Origin of the sequence: Rhizobium sp. PRIMUS64 (genome assembly GCF_023006465.1) — a bacterium.
GTDB lineage: Bacteria > Pseudomonadota > Alphaproteobacteria > Rhizobiales > Rhizobiaceae > Rhizobium > Rhizobium leguminosarum.
The window spans coordinates 1-19,793 of sequence record NZ_JALBGX010000123.1 but is presented as its reverse complement, the minus strand read 5'-3'; the positions used below and the strand labels follow the sequence as shown (position 1 = coordinate 19,793).

At 59.7% G+C, this 19,793-nt stretch carries 19 protein-coding genes; 11 read left to right on the top strand and 8 right to left on the bottom strand.

The features are described from left to right. The 3 genes from MOV76_RS31410 to MOV76_RS31400 all read left to right on the top strand — a co-directional run. Positions 1-1,028 (top strand): type VI secretion IcmF C-terminal domain-containing protein (locus MOV76_RS31410; protein WP_309506653.1); only part of this gene is annotated, 1,028 nt, incomplete at its 5' end. Between the two features lie 10 nt (positions 1,029-1,038). Then, positions 1,039-2,412, top strand: a complete 1,374-nt coding sequence (gene tagF / locus MOV76_RS31405; protein ID WP_247265984.1) for a type VI secretion system-associated protein TagF — start codon at positions 1,039-1,041, stop codon at positions 2,410-2,412. After that, positions 2,402-3,313, top strand: coding sequence for a serine/threonine-protein kinase (locus tag MOV76_RS31400; protein ID WP_247265983.1), 912 nt, complete (start codon positions 2,402-2,404; stop codon positions 3,311-3,313). The genes tagF and MOV76_RS31400 overlap by 11 nt, the downstream gene beginning before the upstream one ends. Here MOV76_RS31400 and MOV76_RS31395 read toward each other — a convergent pair. After that, the gene (locus tag MOV76_RS31395) at positions 3,310-4,449 is read right to left on the bottom strand and encodes a polysaccharide biosynthesis/export family protein (protein ID WP_210069555.1); all 1,140 of its coding nucleotides are present in this window, start codon (positions 4,447-4,449) and stop codon (positions 3,310-3,312) included. The genes MOV76_RS31400 and MOV76_RS31395 overlap by 4 nt on opposite strands. A gap of 263 nt (positions 4,450-4,712) precedes the next feature. Between MOV76_RS31395 and MOV76_RS31390 the strand changes: the two genes are divergently transcribed. From MOV76_RS31390 to MOV76_RS31375, 4 genes are all read left to right on the top strand, one after another. Further along, complete coding sequence (locus tag MOV76_RS31390; RefSeq protein WP_210069556.1) at positions 4,713-5,060, top strand: DUF488 domain-containing protein; 348 nt, start codon at positions 4,713-4,715, stop codon at positions 5,058-5,060. Positions 5,061-5,212: 152 nt separating this feature from the next. Then, positions 5,213-5,734 carry a DUF4142 domain-containing protein gene (locus tag MOV76_RS31385; RefSeq protein WP_247265982.1) on the top strand — a complete coding sequence of 174 codons (522 nt, stop codon included), beginning with the start codon at positions 5,213-5,215 and terminating at the stop codon, positions 5,732-5,734. An 8-nt stretch (positions 5,735-5,742) separates the two neighbouring features. Beyond that, positions 5,743-6,069 (top strand): cupredoxin family copper-binding protein, encoded by a 327-nt coding sequence (locus tag MOV76_RS31380; protein ID WP_247265981.1) that lies wholly within the window; start codon positions 5,743-5,745, stop codon positions 6,067-6,069. 45 nt (positions 6,070-6,114) lie between these two features. Then, positions 6,115-6,828 carry an RNA polymerase sigma factor gene (locus tag MOV76_RS31375; protein ID WP_247265980.1) on the top strand — a complete coding sequence of 238 codons (714 nt, stop codon included), beginning with the start codon at positions 6,115-6,117 and terminating at the stop codon, positions 6,826-6,828. 62 nt (positions 6,829-6,890) lie between these two features. On the opposite strand, the gene MOV76_RS31370 is transcribed toward MOV76_RS31375, so the two are convergent. From MOV76_RS31370 to MOV76_RS31350, 5 genes are all read right to left on the bottom strand, one after another. Further along, complete coding sequence (locus tag MOV76_RS31370; RefSeq protein WP_210068650.1) at positions 6,891-7,574, bottom strand: response regulator transcription factor; 684 nt, start codon at positions 7,572-7,574, stop codon at positions 6,891-6,893. Between the two features lie 39 nt (positions 7,575-7,613). Then, the gene (gene fabG / locus MOV76_RS31365; RefSeq protein ID WP_210068651.1) at positions 7,614-8,390 is read right to left on the bottom strand and encodes a 3-oxoacyl-ACP reductase FabG; all 777 of its coding nucleotides are present in this window, start codon (positions 8,388-8,390) and stop codon (positions 7,614-7,616) included. Beyond that, entirely contained in the window at positions 8,387-10,096 is a 1,710-nt protein-coding gene (locus MOV76_RS31360; protein WP_247265979.1) for an acetolactate synthase catalytic subunit, read from the bottom strand. Before MOV76_RS31360 ends, fabG begins: the two co-directional genes overlap by 4 nt. 2 nt (positions 10,097-10,098) lie before the next feature. Further along, positions 10,099-11,460: an aspartate aminotransferase family protein gene (locus tag MOV76_RS31355; protein WP_112907436.1), complete on the bottom strand. Its 1,362-nt coding sequence runs from the start codon at positions 11,458-11,460 to the stop codon at positions 10,099-10,101. A gap of 104 nt (positions 11,461-11,564) precedes the next feature. Then, positions 11,565-12,263, bottom strand: coding sequence for a GntR family transcriptional regulator (locus MOV76_RS31350; protein ID WP_247265978.1), 699 nt, complete (start codon positions 12,261-12,263; stop codon positions 11,565-11,567). Positions 12,264-12,508: 245 nt separating this feature from the next. Here MOV76_RS31350 and MOV76_RS31345 point away from each other — a divergent pair, with 245 nt between their 5' ends. The 4 genes from MOV76_RS31345 to MOV76_RS31330 all read left to right on the top strand — a co-directional run bounded on the left by MOV76_RS31345 (position 12,509) and on the right by MOV76_RS31330 (position 16,458). Continuing rightward, positions 12,509-13,618, top strand: a complete 1,110-nt coding sequence (locus MOV76_RS31345) for an ABC transporter ATP-binding protein (RefSeq protein ID WP_247265977.1) — start codon at positions 12,509-12,511, stop codon at positions 13,616-13,618. Position 13,619: 1 nt separating this feature from the next. Next, a complete protein-coding gene (locus MOV76_RS31340; RefSeq protein ID WP_247265976.1) occupies positions 13,620-14,528 on the top strand; it encodes an ABC transporter permease in 909 nt (302 codons plus the stop codon). 70 nt (positions 14,529-14,598) lie between these two features. Continuing rightward, positions 14,599-15,369, top strand: coding sequence for an ABC transporter permease (locus tag MOV76_RS31335; RefSeq protein ID WP_131598693.1), 771 nt, complete (start codon positions 14,599-14,601; stop codon positions 15,367-15,369). 33 nt (positions 15,370-15,402) lie between these two features. Continuing rightward, a complete protein-coding gene (locus MOV76_RS31330; RefSeq protein ID WP_247265975.1) occupies positions 15,403-16,458 on the top strand; it encodes an extracellular solute-binding protein in 1,056 nt (351 codons plus the stop codon). A 49-nt stretch (positions 16,459-16,507) separates the two neighbouring features. Here the strand turns inward: MOV76_RS31330 and MOV76_RS31325 are convergent, their stop codons facing one another. Together MOV76_RS31325 and MOV76_RS31320 are read right to left on the bottom strand one after the other, a co-directional pair. Further along, positions 16,508-17,749 (bottom strand): aminotransferase class I/II-fold pyridoxal phosphate-dependent enzyme, encoded by a 1,242-nt coding sequence (locus tag MOV76_RS31325; RefSeq protein ID WP_247265974.1) that lies wholly within the window; start codon positions 17,747-17,749, stop codon positions 16,508-16,510. Between the two features lie 123 nt (positions 17,750-17,872). Then, positions 17,873-18,556 carry a response regulator transcription factor gene (locus MOV76_RS31320; protein WP_247265973.1) on the bottom strand — a complete coding sequence of 228 codons (684 nt, stop codon included), beginning with the start codon at positions 18,554-18,556 and terminating at the stop codon, positions 17,873-17,875. Between the last annotated feature and the right edge of the window lie 1,237 nt (positions 18,557-19,793).

Below are 19,793 nucleotides of genomic sequence, written 5' to 3'. Positions count from 1 at the left end.
CGCTTGCGAGTGCGGCGAATGCGCCCGATCCCTTCGGCCGCCTGCGCGAGGCTCTGAAGGCGCCGGTCGGCCAATCGTCGCCCGCCGACCAGCCGAAGGATGCACCACGATCCGAGATAGGGCAGCTCGAGCCGATCCTGCAGAGGGTCCAGGAGCAGCTTTCCCGCGCCACGACGTCGACCGCCGAAGTTGCGAAAGTCTTCGACGTTGACAGCCAGCTCACCGACGCCAACCAGGACCTGCTGCAGCAGGCCCGCAAGCTGCCGGCGCCGGTCGATAGCTGGATGGCGGGGTTGGCTGCGGATGTTGGATCGCTGGCGGTCAAATCCGCCCGTTCGCGTATCAGCGACGCCTGGGCGGCCGAAGGCGCAGGTTTCTGCTCGAATGTCGTCGCCGGTCGCTACCCCTTCGACCGGAAATCTCCGCGCGACGTGGCGATGAGCGATTTCATCAGGCTCTTCGGACCGGAGGGACTGTTCAAGATCTTCTTCAAGGAAAAGCTCGAAGCCTTCGTCGACACCAGCGCCTCGCCATGGGGCTGGAAGGGTACGTTCGGCGCAGCGAGCATTCCGAGTGCAGCGATCGCCCAGTTCGAGAATGCCGACAAGATCAACCGCGCCTTCTTCCCGGCCGGCAGCGAGAACCCGTCGATATCAATCAACGTCAAGCCGGTATCGCTGACCGAGGCGGCCAGCGCCGTGATGCTGGAGATCGAGGGCGAACGCGTGGTCTATTTCCATGGCCCGATCCAATCGAAATCGATCACCTGGCCGTCGACGGACGCCAGCAACGTTTCGCGCCTCGCCTTCCAGCCGGGCGGCTGGCAGCAGGCGCTGACGGAGAACGGCGACTGGTCGCCCTTCCGGCTCTTCGACGATGCCGACCTCGCCATACAGGGCGACGATCTCTTCCGGGCAAAATTCCAGCAGAACGGCCAGGCGGCGGAGTTCGACGTGCAGTTCGGCTCGGTGCTCAATCCATTCCGGCTGGAGGCGCTCGGCGCCTTCTCATGCCCGGCACAATTCTGACCGGTCCGATATGAACGAGCGCGCCGCCCTGGACCGAAGCCCTGCTGAAGCCGACAGAATCGGCTTCTTCGGCAAGCTGCCGAGCCACGGCGATTTCGTTTCGATGGGACTGGGCCGCAACCTGCAAGCCGCACTCGACGCCTGGCTGCAGTCGGGGCTGCAAGCGGCGCAGCGGGAACTCGGCGAGGATTGGGAACGCCGGTTTCGCACGATGCCGGCATGGCGTTTTATCGTCGAACGCGGTCTTTGGGGGCCGGCCACCATTGCCGGCGTTCTGCTTCCGAGCCTCGACCGCGTCGGGCGCAGTTTTCCGCTTGTGATCGCCGCCCAGCTTCACGGCTTTGCCGAGCATCCACGCCAGCTCTACCTTGATGACACCTGGTTCACTGCCGCCGAGGCGATTGCCGAAAGCTCGGCCAAGCGGGATTTCGACATCAATCATTTCACCGCGAGCCTGAAGCGGCTGCGGACCCTGCGCCCGGCCGACCTCGCGGAAAACGAGACGCTGCAGGACAACGCTTCCGGCCGCGGCACGCTCTGGTGGCGGATTAATTCTGAGGATCGGCGCGCCAAGGGGTTTCGTGTCAGCGGCGCCCCGGATGCCGAGGATTTTCCGAAGCTGCTGCACGACAATTCCCCCGTGGCTTCGGCACCACCGCAACCCGAAACAGCCGCGACACCGCGCCCTGTTATCGTCGAACCTCAGCGCCCTTGCGTGCTCCGCCACAGCCATGCCACGCACGTCGGCACGCGGCTCACCGTCAATGCCGATGCGCTGCTCGTATCGGAAACGCCATCGCTTTTTGCCGTGGCCGATGGCATTGGCGACAGCAATGCTGCTGCCGAAGTCGGCAAGATCGCCATTCATGTGCTGGCTGAAACAGCCGAGCAGCAGACGATCGAAGCTTTGGTGCAGGACATCAAAGGTAAGCTCGGCCGCACCCACGGCCTGCTTCAATCGGCCTATCTTTCCCAGGATCGCGAACCGTCGGCCGCGAGCATCGTCGTGCTGGCCACGCTTCGTGAGAACTGCGCCCTGCTCTGGGTCGGTGACGCCCGCTGCTATCTTCTGCGGGACGGCATGATGCGTTGCCTTACCCGCGACCATGTGGAGATCGGCCTGCGACGCACGCTTTCGCGCGCCATTGGCATGCGGGGACATCTCGTTCCCGAAGTCCGTTCCGGCGAATTGCAACCCGGCGACAGGCTGCTGCTCTGCAGCGCCCCGCTATCAAGCGTCGTCCCCGAGAGGAACATCGCTGAAATCCTCATTTCAGCAAAAATCGAAAACGCGGCCGATATCCTCGTCCAGGAGGGGTTGATTGCCAATTGCCGCGAAAACCTCAGTGCGATCGTGATCGATGTGAAGACTGATGACACATGATCATCCCGCGGATTTCGAAGAGATCGCGCGACGTTTTTCGCATCTCTGGCAGGCGTTGAATGAGGGTTCACCCGAGACGCGGCAAATCCTGGCAGACCGCGTCCGGGACGCGCTCGACCGGGGCGAGGCCCGGCTTCGCGAGACGGATTGCCAGATCGTCGCCAACAGCTTTGTGCTCGAGGCGCTGATCCATGACGGCGCGGCCACCCGGGTCTATCGCGCCCGCCATCGCGATCTCGGAACGTTTCATGCCATCAAGATGCCGCGGCCCGACCACGCCGATGATCCCGTGCTCAGGAAACTGATGCTGCGCGAGGCGGAAATCGGCATGGCGCTCCGTCATTCCCACATTGCCGCGACACAGACCGTTCTGCGCCTTGCCGATGGGCGCCCTGCCCTCGTCATGGAATGGATCGGCAGCCGGCTTGCGGAGCTTTTGCGGGAAAGGCCACTATCCCTCGGCGAGAGCACTTCAGTGATGACCTCGGTGCTTTCAGGCCTGGAGGCCATCCATGCCGCCGGTTTCGTGCATTGCGACCTGTCCCCGCTCAACCTCCTCGACGACGGCGATCTCTCCCGTTTGAAGATCGCCGATTTCGGCATCGCGCTTCAGCGCGGATCCCGGCATGGTCAATTCGATCTCGCCTTTGCCGGCCAGCCAGATTTCGCATCGCCTGAACAGATGACCGGTGAACCGCTCGACGAACGGTCCGATCTCTACGCCGCCGGGCTTCTGCTGTCCTTGCTGCTTAGCCGTTGCAACGAGGAGAGCGACGGAACCAAAGCCCTGAAGGCATTGGCGAACCACCTATCCCAACAGGATCCGCAAGCTAGGCCCGAAAATGCAAGAGCCGCCTTGCATCTGCTCGGCGGCTCCGCAAAACGTCCTGTTGATGCTTAATTACCGCTCGAACCGGGGATCGGTGCCGCGGCCGTCGGCACGCTTTTCTGGTACACGTTGAAGAGCTTGGCAAAGTCGACCAGGCTGGCATTGCTGGCGTAGATGATATCGCCATCCATCATCTGGAACCGCTGCATCAGCGCCAGATTGGAAACGTCCTTCAGATCGACGCGGTAGATCACCGGCTTGGTGCTCACCACAGCCGGCACGGGGGTCTTCGCGTTTGCAGCAGCAACCTGCGTATAGACAGGCTGGTTGCGCAGCACATAGAAATTGCGCGCATCGGCACGATCGTCGAGCAGGCCGCCGGCTCGCCCGAGCGCCTGGGCAAGCGTCAGCCTGCCCGGCTCGAATTCGAACTCGCCAACACTCTTGAAGGCGCCGAAGGCGGTGAAGGTGGGTGCATCCTTGTCGATATAGATCTGGTCGTCGGGCAGCAGGTAGACATTCTGCTTGTTGTCGTCGATGACGCGCTGGAGCGGCACAGTGGCGCGCTGCTTGCCGCGCATCAGCGTGACGGTCGCAGAGCCCGGAGCAGACGATGCGCCGCCGGCGAGTGCTACCGCATCGAGCACACGCTCCTTGCGGGCGGTGAGCGGGAAGCGGCCGGCGGAACGCACGTCGCCATTGACGGTGATACCGCTGGAGGGCCTGTCGACCACGGTGACGACAGCTTGCGGATTGACTGCCGACCCCTTCAAGCCGGTGACGATGCGGGTCTGCAGAGCCTCGGTCGAGGAATCCATCACGCGCTGTTTGCCGACGAAGGGAAGGGTCACATTGCCCGTGGAATCGACAGTGAAGCGGCCGAGATTAAGAGTCTTGCTCTGGGTTGAAGAGAAAAGCCCCTCTTCGCCGGTGTCGAGGATCGTTACCTCGATAACGTCGCCGCGTCGCAGCCTCGTATCGGCAAATCCGCTCGAGCGCATGGCGCTGAGCCCGGGATCGGTGGCCGCATAGGCAAGTGGGGTGGCCGCAACCTGACCCATCGGCGCTTCCGAGAGCCTGACCACCGGGATCCTCTCGTTACTTTGAGGGGCAGTGGCATTATAAAAACCACCGGCGGTTGGGCCATCCGATGGCCGGGCGCAGGCGCTAAGAACTGCGACAAGGACGAGCGGCGCCAACTTTCGCATCAAGTATCCTTTTGGCAATATTGAGAGAATCGGAAAATATCAGCGGTGTACGACCGAGCAATACCAGTTGCACGCGAAAAATCAATTATGACAGTCCGCAGGTAGGCGGGTGTGACTAATTGGCAACCATATTGCTTAAGTTGATTCGATGGATGGCCGTTTGAACGGTTCCGCCACCTGCTCGATCTGCTCCCTGGGGGAACCAAAACCTAGTCACGCGTATTCGATCGAGATTGGCTTTCGAACCTACGGCGGGTGGACAAATGGCCTTGCACATCAAACGAATCTACGAGCCGAAAGACGACAAGGACGGCGCGCGCATCCTGATCGACCGGCTATGGCCGCGCGGATTGAGCAAGCAGGATGCAGCAGTCGATATCTGGCTGAAGGATATCGCGCCAAGCCCGGCGCTGCGCCGATGGTTTGGCCACGACCCCGCCAAATGGACGGAGTTCCAGCGCCGGTATCGGAACGAGCTGGAAAAGAATCCGTCTGCCGTGGAGGAGCTGAAACGCCAGATCGGACAAGCGGACACGACGCTTCTCTACGCTGCGAAAGACGTGGACCACAATCACGCTATCGTGCTTCAGCGCTTCATCGGCAAAGACTGACCCGTCAGTGACCGACGCCGACGACAAGCTGTTTCTCTGGGTCCGAATTTTCCGGGAACCTTTTCGTCCGAGCTGCATCCAATGCTCGCTTCCGAAGGCACATCACTGTTGCCGCCGGAAGGCATTCAGTCACGACACAAGGGAGACAGATCATGTTGAAACGAATTCTCGGCGCCACTCTGATGGCGGCCTCACTCGGCACGGCTTCGATCGCCGCCGATGCCAAGCCGACCGATCCTCAGATCGCCCACATCGCCTACACGGCGGGACAGATCGATGTCACCGCGGCAGAACAGGCGTTGAAGAAGAGCAAGAATGCCGAAATCATTGCATTCGCCAAAACCATGGAGCGCGACCACAAGGCCGTCAACGATCAGGCGCTCGCTCTCGTCAAGAAGCTGAAGGTGACACCCGAAGACAACCCCGTCAGCCAGTCCTTGTCGACACAAGCAGCTAAGGAACTGACGACGCTGGAGGCGCTCGACGGCGCGGCGTTCGACAAGGCCTATGTCGAAAACGAAGTCGCCTATCACAAGTCCGTCAACGACGCGCTTGCCAACATCTTGATCCCGTCGGCTGGGAATAAAGAGCTCAAGTCGCTGCTGGAAACGGGCCTGACCCTGTTCAAGGAGCACCAGATGCATGCCGAGCATCTGGCTTCGAAGACCAAATAGACATGGCAATGGGCTTGCTGATGAAATCCCTACGGCTCTCGCTGCTCTTTGCACTACTTTGGGCAGGCAACGGGGTTGCCTCGGCGGCGGACTATCGGATCACCATCACCGGCATGAAATTCAGCTCGCCGCCTCCCGAGCTGCATGTGGGCGATGTGATCGTCTGGAGAAACGATGATATATTCCGGCACACGGCAACCGCTCGCGACAAAAGCTTCGATATCGACCTGCCGCCGACATCGGAAGGCCGCATGACGGTCGCCCAAGCGGGAGCGATTGATTTTTATTGTCGTTTTCATCCCGCTATGACGGGCAAGCTGGAGGTCCGGCCATAGGCCGGGCTCCAATCGAAAGACGGGCGAGCGGGCGGAGAATTCCCCATGATAGCCATTCCGATTCCGGCCGCGCGACACCGGCAGCAGATGTCGATACTGTCCGACGCCGATCTCGTGCCCTTGGCAAAAGCAGGCGACGAGCCCGCCATCCGCACGATCGTTCAGCGTCATAACCAGCGCCTGTTCCGGACAGCGCGCGCCATCATTCGCAACGATGCGGAGGCGGAAGATGTCGTCCAGGCCGCTTACATCAAGGCATTCACCAATCTGGCGACGTTCCGGGGCGAGGCGCAACTTTCGACATGGCTGACCCGCATTACGCTCAACGAGGCGCTGGGCCGTGTGCGGCAGCGGAAGAACACTACCGGGCTCGAGGAAGTCGATATGCAGACGATGGCGCCGGGTGGCGAAGTGTTGCAGTTTCCCTCCCCCTTGTCCGCGGCCGATCCGGAAGCCGAGCTCGCCAGGAGCCAGGCGCGGCATCTCCTCGAGAATGCGGTCGACGAACTCCCGGATGATTTTCGCGCCGTGTTCGTGCTCCGGGATGTCGAGGGCATGAGCACAGACGAGGCCGCGTCTTACCTCGGCATAAGACCCGAAACCGCCAAGACCCGGCTGCACCGGGCGCGCAAGATGATGCGCCATTCGATCGAAAAGCAGCTCTCCGGCGCATTCTCGGCCCTGTTCCCGTTCGATGGCGCCCGTTGCGCTTTCATGGCCGACCGCGTCATCGCTGCCCTTCGTCACAAGACGTTATGATGATGTCTCGCAATATCAGCGGGCAGCCTGCCACGCACGCCTGCCATGGTAGTCGCGGGGCGCTAAAACATGCGGAGGTTAATCGTGGTATCGAGCACGTAACCCGCGCCATAGACAGTGCGAATCCTCAGATTGCGGAGTCCTGCAAACGCTTTTCGCAGCCGGCCAATGTGCACGTCAACGGTCCGGCTTTCTACAGCGTGCGGAACGGGCCAAACGGCCTCGATGAGTTGCTTGCGGGTACTGATCTGCCCTTGCCTTTCGATTAGGAATTTAAGGATTCTCATTTCAATAGGCGCAAGCGCTACTATCTTGCCTGAAACTACGACTGCGTGCGGCCCGAAGACAATCTCGGCGGCGGAAGCGCAATTTGGCAGAGTCGAAATCGCCGGCCGAGGGCTTATGTCGTGCAGAAAGGCGAGAAGCTTTGCAGGCGACAGAGGACGCGTGATGCCTTCGTCGAGGCCCGCCTTGATCAATTGCAGGTGCTGCGTGCGCATATCCTCGCCGATGAGTGCACCCACGGAAAGCCCCGAGCCCTTCAAGAGCGCACACAGAGGCGCAACGTCACTCGGCCAACCTGCACAATCCAGTACGACGGCGGAAAGCTCTACTGATGTGCAGGCGTCCACCACATCGTCGTCACTTGCAGCAAGACGAGCCTCAAAGCCTTCACTACGCAGAATATGCGCGAGGAGCAGATAAAGCTCGGCGTCCTGTGAGCAGACCAGAATGACCGGGGTCATGTCTATCGCCTCTTCTGTCGGTTGACGATGCGGCAAGCCCTAACTCGTTGCGAACTCGCCGCCATTGACATCTATGATGGCTCCGTTGACGAACTGTGCATCCTCCGATGCCAGAAACGCGATCACCGCGGCGACGTCGTCCGGTGCACCGAGCCGCCCGGCCGGAATACGGGCGAGCGCGTCGATGTTGGTCTTGCTTTGCGGGGAGCCTGTGAGTGGCGTCAGGATGCGACCTGGCGCCACGACATTCGATGTTATGCCGTAGGAGCCATATTGAGAGACGAGCACGCGGGATAATCCTGAAAGTGCGGCTTTGGACGTCGCGTAGCTCGCGCCGGCGATCCGCGGTATCGTCCGGCCGGCAAGAGATCCAACGAGTATGACCCTTCCAAAACCGCTTTCCTTCATGGCGGGCAGAGCGGCCCGGCAGCACAACATCGTCCCTGTCAGGTTGACGGCGAGCACGTCGTTCCACTCTTCAAGGGTAAGGTCGGCGACGTGAAGAGGGCCGTCAGGACTTTTCGGCGAAATCCCCGCGTTGCAAACGAGGATCCCAGGTGCGCCTAGGACACGGGTGACTTCGCCGAAAAAGGAATTGATCGCCGCCGGTTCGCGGAGATCGACCTTTCTCGTAAGCGAGCGCTCTGGCCCGAAAGCCTCGGCAAGCGCAGAGCCTGCGGCCATGACGCTTGCTTCACCATGGCTGAAGACCGCAACCCGATGACCGGCCCTGAGAAGTCGAAACGCAGTGGCAAGACCTATCCCAGTCGTGCCACCGCTGATGACCGCAACATGCGAACTGCCACCAGGGCTCATGCCGCTTGATCCATTCCAGTAAACAGCGAAAGGGGCGGATGGGCGGCGGCCTCTGTTATTACCTCAATCAGCAAGGGCCCTTCTCCAGAGAGACCGCGCTCAAGGTATTGAGAAAGGTTGGCGGGATCCGAGATGCGTACTGCTGGGCAGCCGCAAGCTTCCGCAATTCGCCGATGATCGACGTCCGCGAAACTGCAGGCAGTCGTGAAGCTGCCGAACTTGACAGTTTCCGCATCACGTTGGAAGCCAAGGATACCGTTGTTCAACACGATGATGAGTACCGGAAGCTTGCTCCGCACCATGGTCTCCAACTCCGCCCAGCTATGCGCGAAACCGCCGTCCCCGACGATGACAACGACCGGCTTGTCGGGCTTTGCCACTTTCGCGCCGAGCGCAAGTGGCAGGCCGCACCCAAGTCCGGCAAGGCCCCGCGGCGATAGGAAGCGCATGCCGGCCGAAAGGGCTCGGAGCTGGCCCGAGACCCACATCGAGGAATAGCTCGCATCGGCAACAACGGTCGTCTCTGCCGTCAATACTTGTTGCAGGTCGGACATGACTCGCTCTGGACGGATCGGACTGTTCTCCGAACGGGCAATAGATCGTCGCTCCATGTCAAACGCGCGCCAGAAACCCGCAATCCGAGCCGTCAACTTGTCGCGCTGCGATGCGCGGTAAGAGAGATCGCGTCGGGCAAGCGCGCGGCGAAGCGCGCTGATAGTTTCGGCCGCATCGCCTGCTAATCTGACCGCTTCGTAGGTACGTCCGATTTCGGTGGGATCGACATCGATGTGGATGACTGACGCGGACCGGGGAATTTGGCGCCAACTGTCAGTGCCATTCTGATTGGTTCGCGTCCCCACCAGAATGACGAGATCGGCTTCTTCGACGAGGGCAAGCGCGTGCTGTCCAAGCGATCTCGGCCCGACGAGAGCACCGAGAACGCCAGCTGACAGCGGGTGGTATTCGTCGACCGCGCCTTTTCCCATATTGGTCGTCAGGACGGCAAGCGAGGCTTCGTCCTGTAGCGCCGAAAGCTCGCCGGCGGCATGGCTTGCATGGACGCCTCCTCCGGCGATGACGATGGGCGCCTGGGCTGCGGCGATCATCGAGGCTGCGTGCTCGATGTCGCTATCGCGTGGACGCAACCGATCGAGTGGCCAGTGGCCAAGCACAGCCTCACGACGAAACAGCGAAGGGGAGATCTGCTCACGCAAGAGGTCGGCGGGGAGCAGGAGAGCTGCCGGTCCCGGCCGGCCCGAGGCGGCTGCCGTGAAAGCAGCATCGACATAGTCGTCGATCCGCTCAGCAACGAGCACCTTGCGCACCCACTTCGTGCATGATTGGAACAGGGTGAGATGATCGAGTTCCTGGAATGCATTGCGATCAGCCTGATCTCGTTCCACATCCTGAACGAGAGCAACGACCGGAACGCTAGCCTTCAGCGCTTCGGCCAGCGGCGGAACGAGAAGCGTTGCCGCAGGTCCGTTCTGCGCTGCTACAACGCCGACCTTGCCTGACAGCCGCGCATACCCGTCGGCCATGGTCCCGCCCATGTTTTCCTGACGGTAGGCGATTTGACGTATGCCGATTGCTTCGGCCGCAAGGATAACCGCCGAAGGCAGACTCTGAGCAAAGATATGGGTGACGTCGTGCCTCTTCAGGGAAAGAGCGATCCGCTCGGCGACGGTTAGATGATCAGTTGCCATGGTCACATGCCTGCTTCGGTTGGAGTTGCTTCGAGGATTGAAAGGAAGTCTGCGAAGGCTGAGACGACCGCATCCCCGTCCGCAGTTGTCATTGCCGTCGAAAGGCACGCCGCAGCGCCATTGGGAAGCAGGATGCCGCAACTGAGGAAATGCCTGGAGAGCCGCCCCATCAACTCGGCCTCTTCCGGGGCGAGATACGCCTCGCGGAAGTCCGTTGGCTGCTTTCCTTTCGGATGGATACGAAACAAGGATGCCGCCCCCGTCACGCTGAAGGCTGCCCCGTGGCGCGCGATTTCCTTTCGAAGTCCAGCCCGGATTCTATCACCAAGGCTCTCGAGTGCAGCGAAAGCGCCATCCGTCATCGCCTCCATGGCAACCCGGCCCGCAACCATCGATACGGGATTTGCCGAAAACGTGCCGCCTTGCGGCAGCAGCGGCTTGCCGCTGTCGCTTGCGAACACCCGCATCACGTCCTTGCGCCCGCCGATCGCCCCGACGGGAAAACCTCCGCCGATGATTTTGCCGGCGGCGACCAAATCGGGGTGGAGACCATAGCGGGCCGACGCCCCCACATATGACTGCCGCAGATTAAGGACCTCATCGGCCACGATGAGAATCCCGTATTGCTTCGCGATCGCCTCGACAGCGGCAAAAAAGCTTGGCTCAGGCGCTATCAGCCCGGCGCGGCTTGGCATCGGGTCGATCAAGATACAAGCCAGTGAAGGGGCAGCCGAAGCAATTCGGCGCTCTAGATCCGCGATGTCATTGAAGCGGATAACCGTTACCTCGTCCCTTACCGAACGGGGCATTCCGCGATAGGCCGGTACGGCCTGAGACACCGAGGGATCGTTCCATATAGCCGGCGACACCGCCTGCCCCGTTTCCGCCCAGTCGTAAGCGCCGTGATAGGCGCCTTCAATCCGTGCGATGCCGGGCCGGCAAGTGAAGGCGCGAGCGGCCTTGATCGCAAACATAACAGCCTCGGTCCCGCTGCTGACAAAGCGAATATGTTCGATAGCCGGAATGCGCTCGATCAACAGCTCGGCCAGCGTGATTTCGTGCTCGGTCGGGTTAGAGAAACATGTGCCGCGATGAAGAAGATCTGCAACCGCGTCGGCAACTGGAAGAAAACCATGGCCGTGAATCAGCGTCGTAAAATTATTGTTTAGGTCGAGTAGGCGGTTGCCGTCGACGTCGATGAGATAGGCCCCCTCCCCGCGCGAAATGTAGAGCGGGCTGGGCTCATGATCGACGGTGACGCGCGTGATCCCGGTTGGAAACACGCGGCGACCCTTTTTGAAGAAATGTTCGGACCTCGACCGGGGAAATCCCCGGCCGTCGCGCAAGATATAAGGGTGAAACATTCGATCTTCTCCGGCAAATGGGTCACGGCGCGACCCTTCATAATTTTGTTATCACAAAAATCATGAACCCGAAGAAGTTGCAACAAAAAAATCCGGCCACGATGTTATTGCCGCTTGAGACGCTCCTGCGCTGCTTTCTTGAGGCGCCGATAGCCGTCTCGAATGTCGTTTTCCATTGCCGCTCGGACGGCGGAGGGATCTTTATCCACCAGAGCCTCAATCGCGGCCAGGTGGTTGTGGACACCGTATTTCGCTTCCGCAAACTCAGGATAGAGGTCGTGGAACGAGGCGCCGATCCTTAACCATAGGGCCTCGATGGTCGAAAGAAGGTGCGGCATCTCGCACAGTCGATAGATGGTAAAGTGGAATTCTTTATTGTCGTGAAGAGCATCGCCGTAGCGCTTTTCCTCGAGCGAAAGTGTGATTTTTTCCTGTATTGCCAATAGCTTGTCAAGCACATCATTGGTCGCACGAAGTGCGCCTTTTTCGGTCGCTAATCCTTCGAGGGCAAGCCGCATCTGCGTGACTTCGTAAAGCGCCGAAAGATCGAGATGCGGGACGATGACGGTTTTAGGACCCACCATGACGAGCGCACCCTCAAAGACCAGGCGGTTAATCGCCTCGCGCGCCGGCGTCGCCCCAACCTTCAGCATTTCGGCAACCGAACGGATCGGCAACTTGTGACCGGGCTTGTATACGCCCCGCGTAAGTTGCTCCTTGATGGATGAATAGGCGAAGTCGCTGAGACGCCCGGAGTGCAATTCCGACGCCGACGATTCCTCTTCAGTTGTATTCTCGTTCAAAATTAACTCCCCACGAGTTGACTTCTTCACATTTTTGTTGCAACAAAAATGCATTGTGTAAAAATTGATCACGCAATGTGACAGCATAACGGGATCGTGAATATTAGCAACGCCTTGGCCCCGTGCGGCGGCCATGCCTGAACAGATGCCGGCCTTGCCGGCACGACACTCACACCACCTGGCGCCGCGCGGGCGGAGTCGGGAGGGATCAATGCATCTTAAAGCACACATAAGGAGATATCAGTTTGATTGGTGCGCCTGTTTTTATCGATCGCATAGGCAAGGCCTACGGCAGCCAGACTGCCGTAGGCGCAGTGACCTTGGACATTTCAGCAGGCGAATTCCTGTCGATCCTCGGTCCATCCGGATCGGGCAAGACGACGCTTCTGACAATGATCGCCGGTTTCGAAAGTCCGTCTGCCGGACGCATTATCATTGGTGGGCGCGATGTCACCGCCGTATCGCCCGATCGCCGCAATATCGGGATGGTCTTCCAGCGTTATGCTTTATTCCCGCATCTGACCGTCGCCGAAAACATCGGCTTTCCCCTGAGGATGCGCGGCATCCGCAAGGACCTCAGGGCAGAACGCGTTAGCCGGGCGCTCGACCTCGTCCAACTCCCGGACTATGCCAAGCGCTATCCCCACGAACTTTCCGGCGGCCAGCAGCAGCGGGTTGCAGTCGCGCGAGCAATGGTGTTCGAACCGCCTGTTCTCTTGATGGACGAGCCACTCGGGGCACTGGACAAGAAGCTGCGCGAATCCATGCAGATCGAGATCAAGCAGCTTCAGCGGCGCCTCGGTGCAACGGTCATCTACGTGACGCACGATCAGGAGGAGGCGTTGACGATGTCCGACCGGATCGCTGTCATGGCAAAGGGGCAACTCGTGCAGCTTGGAAGCCCGGCGGATCTTTACTGTAATCCGGAGAGTGCCTTTGTCGCCGACTTCATCGGCAAGATGAATTTCCTAACGGGAGAATTCCTGGGCGAGACCGCTGGTCGTCACACGATCAGACTGGGTGACGGCGTGGTTATTGATACGCCCGGTGCCGCCCATAATTTCGAGGGTTCGGCAAAGATAGGTGATCGCGTTCGGCTCGCGCTGCGCCCTGAGCGCCTCGGCCTTGCAGCGCGGGGCGCAGGAGGACAGAACGCCCTCCCCGGTCGGATCGAAACGTCGGTCTTTGCCGGCTCCTTCGACCTTCATCTAGTTCGCACTGATTTCGGAAGCGGCGAGATCATTCAGGTGCAGATCCCTGCCGATGGAAAGAGGGAGCCCTTCGCAATGGGGGCACTCGTGGACGTCGTCGCCGAACGCGACGGCCTCCGGCTCTTTACGGTTGAGGAGGGATGAAATGACCACGACCGTCGATAACCCACGCGTTGTACCAACCCGTCCAGCGAGCTGGTTTTTCTCACGCTCGGCGCGCCAGTATTCGCACGCGCTGACGTTGCTGCTTATTGCGCCGTTGATGCTGTTACTGGCCGGAGGCTTCATCTATCCGATTGGACGGCTCGTCTCTTTGAGCTTAATGGCGCCGGGATTCACGCTGGAGCATTACGAGCGGATCGTCACCGAGCCACTCTACATGGAAGTCCTGCTTCGGACGTTGCAGACAGGCGCCATCGTAACAGTGACGAGCTTGCTGCTTGGATTTCCGGTTAGCTTTCTCATGGCGCATGCCAAAGGCAGGATGGCGATGCTCGTATCGGCCGCGGTGTTGGTCCCACTATGGACCTCAGTGCTGGTGCGATCCTATGCCTGGATCGTGCTGCTGCAGCGAAACGGCATCGTTAACGGTCTGCTGATCGAGAGCGGCCTCATTGGCAGTCCGTTGAAGCTAATCTACACCGAAGGCGCGGTGATCCTTGCGATGACGCATGTTCTCATGCCCTTCATGATCCTGCCGGTCTACAACGTTCTTCGCACTATTCCTGCAGAGTACACTCAAGCCGCCCGCAATCTCGGCGCCGGCCCGATTAGCGCGTTCTGGCGCGTGACCTTGCCGCTCAGCTTGCCTGGAATCTTTGCCGGATGCGTCATGTGCTTCATCCTGGCGATCGGTTTTTATATCACGCCGGCACTCGTCGGCGGGCCTGGAGCATTGATGATGGCAACGCTGATCGGCCAGCAAACCACCGTTCTGCTTGACTGGCCATTTGCCGCAGCGCTCGCGACCGTCCTTCTGACCACGACGCTGATCTTTGTCCTTGTGTTCCGCAAGGCGCTTTCCGTCAGCAAAGGAATGAACAGTGTCAATTGAGCCCGCAGTCACCGCCTCATTCGCCCCCTCTCCCGTCAACAGCACCCATCGGCCTTACGGCAAAGCGGCATTGCGGCTCCTTGGGGGTTTCCTGATCGGGGAAATCCTGTTCTTCCTGGTTCTGCCGACGTTGCTCGTCATCCCGATTTCGCTGAACGACAGCAGCTATATCGAGTTCCCGCCGAAGGGCCTGACGCTTCGCTGGTATATCGACTTTCTATCCGATCCGGACTGGCGCGCAGCAACGATCTTCAGTCTGCAGATTGCGCTGGCGACGACGGTCGCTTCGACGGTTATCGGTACATTGGCCGCCATCGGGCTCGTTCGCGGTAATCTGCCGGGAAAGACGCTTCTGCGGGCATTGTCGCTGGGGCCAATGATCGTTCCCCATGTTGTCTTTGGCGTTGCCCTTTATCTGGTTTTTTCCCCGCTCAGTCTGACCGGCAATTTTGCTGGTTTCCTGATCGCGCACACCGTACTTGCTGTTCCCTACGTGATCATCACCGTGTCGGCAGCACTCGAGCGCTTCGACACGTCACTCGAGCTTGCCGCACTGAATTGCGGGGCAAGCCGGAGCCGCGCCTTTATCAGCGTTGTGCTTCCTAACATCGCCCCGGCGGTGGCTGCGGCTTCGGTCTTTGCGTTTCTGGCGTCGTTCGATGAGGCAACAGTCGCCTTCTTCATTTCCGATACGGGCGGAAAAACGATCAGCCGCAAGATGTTCGAGGACATCGATTTCAATCTCACCCCGGTCATAGCGGCGGTTTCGACGCTGCTCGTCGCGGTATCGCTGCTGCTCATGGGGACCATTCATCTCCTTACCGGCCGCGGGGAGGATTAACATGATCACATCAATCGGAGAGAGGAAGAACCGATGAAAAAGCGAACGAAGATCAAGCCACTGCTTGCGGCTTGCCTCATGCTTGCCGGTGCGGGGGCGGCGCAAGCCGAGGAGCAGGTCATCATTGCGACCACAGGCGGCGCCTACGATGCCGCGCTTCGAAAATTCTGGTTCGAGCCGTTTACCGAAAAGACCGGCATCAAAGTTGTTTCGGTCGCGGCAACGAATGCCGAGATGCGGGCGAAAGCGTCGGCCATGGTCAAGACCGGCAACGTGACCTGGGACCTTTATCCGGACGGCGAGATCCAGGCGAGCGCTGAAGCGCATCGGCTGACATCTGAAGACCTGACCGACTTTTGCAAGTCTTTCCAGAGCCGGCCAGATCTGGTCGAGGATGCCTGCGTCAGCGCTGGGGCCAGGCTTTTTTCAACCGCAACGCTGATGGCCTACGACCCGACTGCCTTCAAGGATGGGAATCCGTTGAGCTGGGCCGATATGTGGAACCAGACAAAATTTCCTGGGGGTCGCTCGTTTCCAAATTTCGACGATCCGTGGAGGGTAATGGCTGCCGCGCTCCTCGCCGATGGTGTTCCGCGCGACAAACTCTTTCCGCTCGACGTTGATCGCGCCCTTAACAAGCTCGACGAGATCCGCCCGGCGATATCGCTCTGGTGGAAGACCGGTGACCAGAGCGTTCAGGGCTTTCGCAACGGCGACTACAGAATCGGGCAGATCTGGCTGACGCGCGCAAATACACTGAAGGCGGAAGGACGCCAGATCGCCTGGTCCAAACAGGCCTCGTTCCTCGTCGGCGATCGCTTGACGATTATCAAGGATGCGCCGAACCGCGCAAACGCGTTGAAGTTGATCGGCTACTGGCTTGATCATCCGGAGGCGCAGGCCGGGGTGTGCAACGAACTCCTTTGCACGCCGCCGAGCCGCAAGGCGATCGATTTGATGTCGCCGGCTGCACGCGCGGCACTGCCGAGCGACGAGGACATCCGGGATTACATCGTCATCCCGGACGCCAAATGGATCAACGACAATGCTGCGATGATGCTCGAGCGTTGGAATGCCTGGATCCGATAACGATCCCCCTTTGGGCGGTGGTTCCGCCCGAAGGGGCGGAGACAGATCTTTATCCCTTGAGAGCACGATTGACGGCAGCTGCGACGTCGCGCAATTCGGATGCCGTGTGGCCGGCAGTCGGACATATTCGCAGCCCCGCCCTTCCCTTGGCCACAGTCGGGAAGAAAATGGCCGACGTGTAGTAACCAGAATCAAATACAAGTCTGGCAGCGCCGATTGCCGCAAGCTCGTCACCGACGACGACGGTCCTGATCGGGAGTCGGGACCCTGCCTGTGCGGTCGGCACCAGCTCGTCGAAAAGAGAGATGTGTTCTGCGAGCGTCCTTTGCCGCACACCAAGTTCCGGTGTGCGGTGAATCGACTGAGAGGCCAGAGCTGCACCGATCGCCGCAACATTGATGGAGGCCGAGAAGGCATGCGCGAGAGCAAAGCGCCGGAAGATCTCTTCCTGGAACGCCGTTGCGAGCATCAGCATGCCGCCCGACGCTCCGAAGCCCTTCCCGAGCGAGGCGGCGATGATCGTCCGTTCACCGAGACCTTCTGGCATCTGTGAACGGGCAAACCCCTCGCCTCTTTCCCCGAAAATCGATATACCGTGAGCATCATCGATGTAAAGGAAGAGGCCGTATCGCTCCTGAAGCTCCCGCAACTCCTTGATCGGGGCACAGCCACCCATGGAATAGACACCGTCGCAAACATAGGCGACCGCCTCGTTCTGGCGGCAAATTTCTTCGAGCGCCTGAAGATCGTTGTGGCCTATAGTGCGCACCTCGCATTCTTCAGCAACGACGGGCTTGTTGAAGGCGAGCGTTGCATGCGCGAGACGGTCGAATACCATGACAGGTTTTTTGCCGCCCGTCAGAACGCCGGACGCAATCAGCGGAAGCGCGCTTAAGTTGGCGGCAAGCACTGTTGTGTAGGTGATAACCCTCGCGCCGAAGAGATCAGAAAGAGCATCCTCGAGGTCTCCGAGGACTGCAAAATTGAGCCGCGTCCGGGCGCAGGACCAGTGTAGTGTTCCGTAGCGCCGAACTGTCTCTATTGCGCCTTCGATGATTGAGGGGTGATTGTCGAGCCCGAGATACGAGCAGCGGACGAAGTCGACGACGCGCTTCAATCGGCGCTCCGAAACCGGCAGCTCCACCGCTCGACCGTCAGACGGATGGACATAGAGGGCCATCAAGCCGTTGAGATGGGCGGCTGCAAAGTGGGGACTCGCGTGGCTGATCAGGCCCGCGGTGTTTCTGTGGGATGTTTTCGCCGATCCGGCGCCCGAAGCTGCCTCTTGCATGTTGTGCTCCCAAATGTTCAACGGACTTCAAGCTATGCGCGTGATCGTCGTTTATGCAACGAAGGCGACAGCAAGTTTTCGGGAAGTTTCGATGAACATGTGAACGTGGGGAAGTCACATACTTTACGCAACGTCGATTGCATATCCTTCCTTTGGCACGGTGCGGATCAAATCGCGGCCAAGCGCCCGCCTCAATGCACGCCGGAGCCGGCCGATATGAACATCGACTGTCCGAGGCTCGACGAAAGCTGATTTCGGCCAAGCGACCGCGATCAGTTCCGCGCGGCTTAGAACACGCCCCGCGTCATCCATAAGAGCGCTCAGCAGACGAAACTCGATCGGGCTGAGATTAACCGGCATACCCCTTACCAAGACACGCCGGCCGCTGACGTCCAGCTTCAGATCGTCATATATTGGAATGAAGCGGCCAGACGCTTCGTCGGGGGAATTGCCTATTTCACCGTGGAGATAAGACAGCAGCCGTTCCGGAGGCATCGGCCTTGTGAAGCTCTCATCGACGTCGGCTTTCAGTATGTCGAGATAAGCGGCCTTTTCGGCGACGAGTGCGATGAGTGTGAGTTCGTCGGCAAGCCCCTTTTCCCCCAGGCTCGACGCGATATCAGCCAGAATTTGTGAACCCGGCTGGCAGTCGACGATGATAGCTGCAGCGCCGCGCTCCTCGGCGATCGCCACGGCCTCGTTTGGAATATCGACCAGCACCGTCCTGTATCCGGCCCCCCTCAAGATGTATGACAGCATCAAATAATAGTCGGCATCCCGGGATACGATCGCCAGAAGCGCGCTCATCGGCTCGCACCGCCAGCTGTTGACCCCACCATTTCCACGTTTGCTACGACAAAACTCTCACCGGATTGCCTCATTCTAAGTGACACCTCAAGCCTGATTCGTAAACTATCGCGAAAATCGCTCTCATTGCGGGTATTTTTATAGCTTGCCTTTCGGTTTTGTTACAACATAATGTTGAGCATGAGAAGCACTTCGCACTGAAGCGCGTATTTGCCAGGGACGGCACGTGATCGTGGCCCACTCGGTGGGATCGACGTCCGGCATAATTTGATGGCCTGTTTCCGGACGGTAACGGGGCTTTTTAATGCGCGAAATGTTCGAAAGGTTCTCAGCCGGCTGCGCCGCAACCGCACCGGATTTTTGGAGTGATGCAGATGTTGGGGACATAAGTACTGCTGTCCGTTCGCTTTACGGACAACATGCGAAAACCGCGGCAGCCTGGTGTGCCATAAGCGCTCGCTCCGACGGTCGCTCAGGCGATTTCAAGTTTTGGGTCCGAGTTTTCCAGCAGTTGGGGAAATTCGAAAACAAATGCGAGGGCCATCGGCTTTGATGTCGCACGCATGTTTACTCCGACAGCATTCCGACACTACGAATCTGTCCGGCCTTATAGGTCGGACAGATTCGCGGTGATCATCCAAGCCGCTCGGTTGAACGCAGATTTCGGGAGCGGGACGTGTAGGGGCAGACAGGGTGTCCCCACAGCGAAGGGTTCATGATCAACACGCAGAGCAGGGGGACTAGTTTTATCTGAATACGATGGCTACAAAAGTCCTGTCATGAAAGACGCCTGCCGCATCCTGCACCAGGAGTTTCAGACACGTTGAAGGGCAGCCCGGCTGAGTTCGAGAAAATGGGGCGCATCCTCAAAGTCAGCTTATTTGAGTCATGCACCCGCGATCGACACGCTGCTTGAAGCCGTTCGCTGCCTCCGCCAAGTAATTGGGTTGACAGAATACTCCATGAGCCGAGGGATGGCCCACAGCTGACGGGCGAGCGAGCGACCGCGCGCCTGGTTCTTGATCTCGATCGCGATATGGGCGCGGGCGATCGCATTGCAGCGATTTCCTGCCGTCCATAATCTCTCCCGCAGCTCGTTCATTGGTCTCAGAGACTAATGCCACGACTGACAGCCCGCTGGCGCCGTTCCGAGATGATCTGTTCGCTGCTTTCCATGCGCACCGTCCGCTGCAGGACCTTCAACCTGTCCTGCATCGCCTCGAAGGCGCTGCGCTGC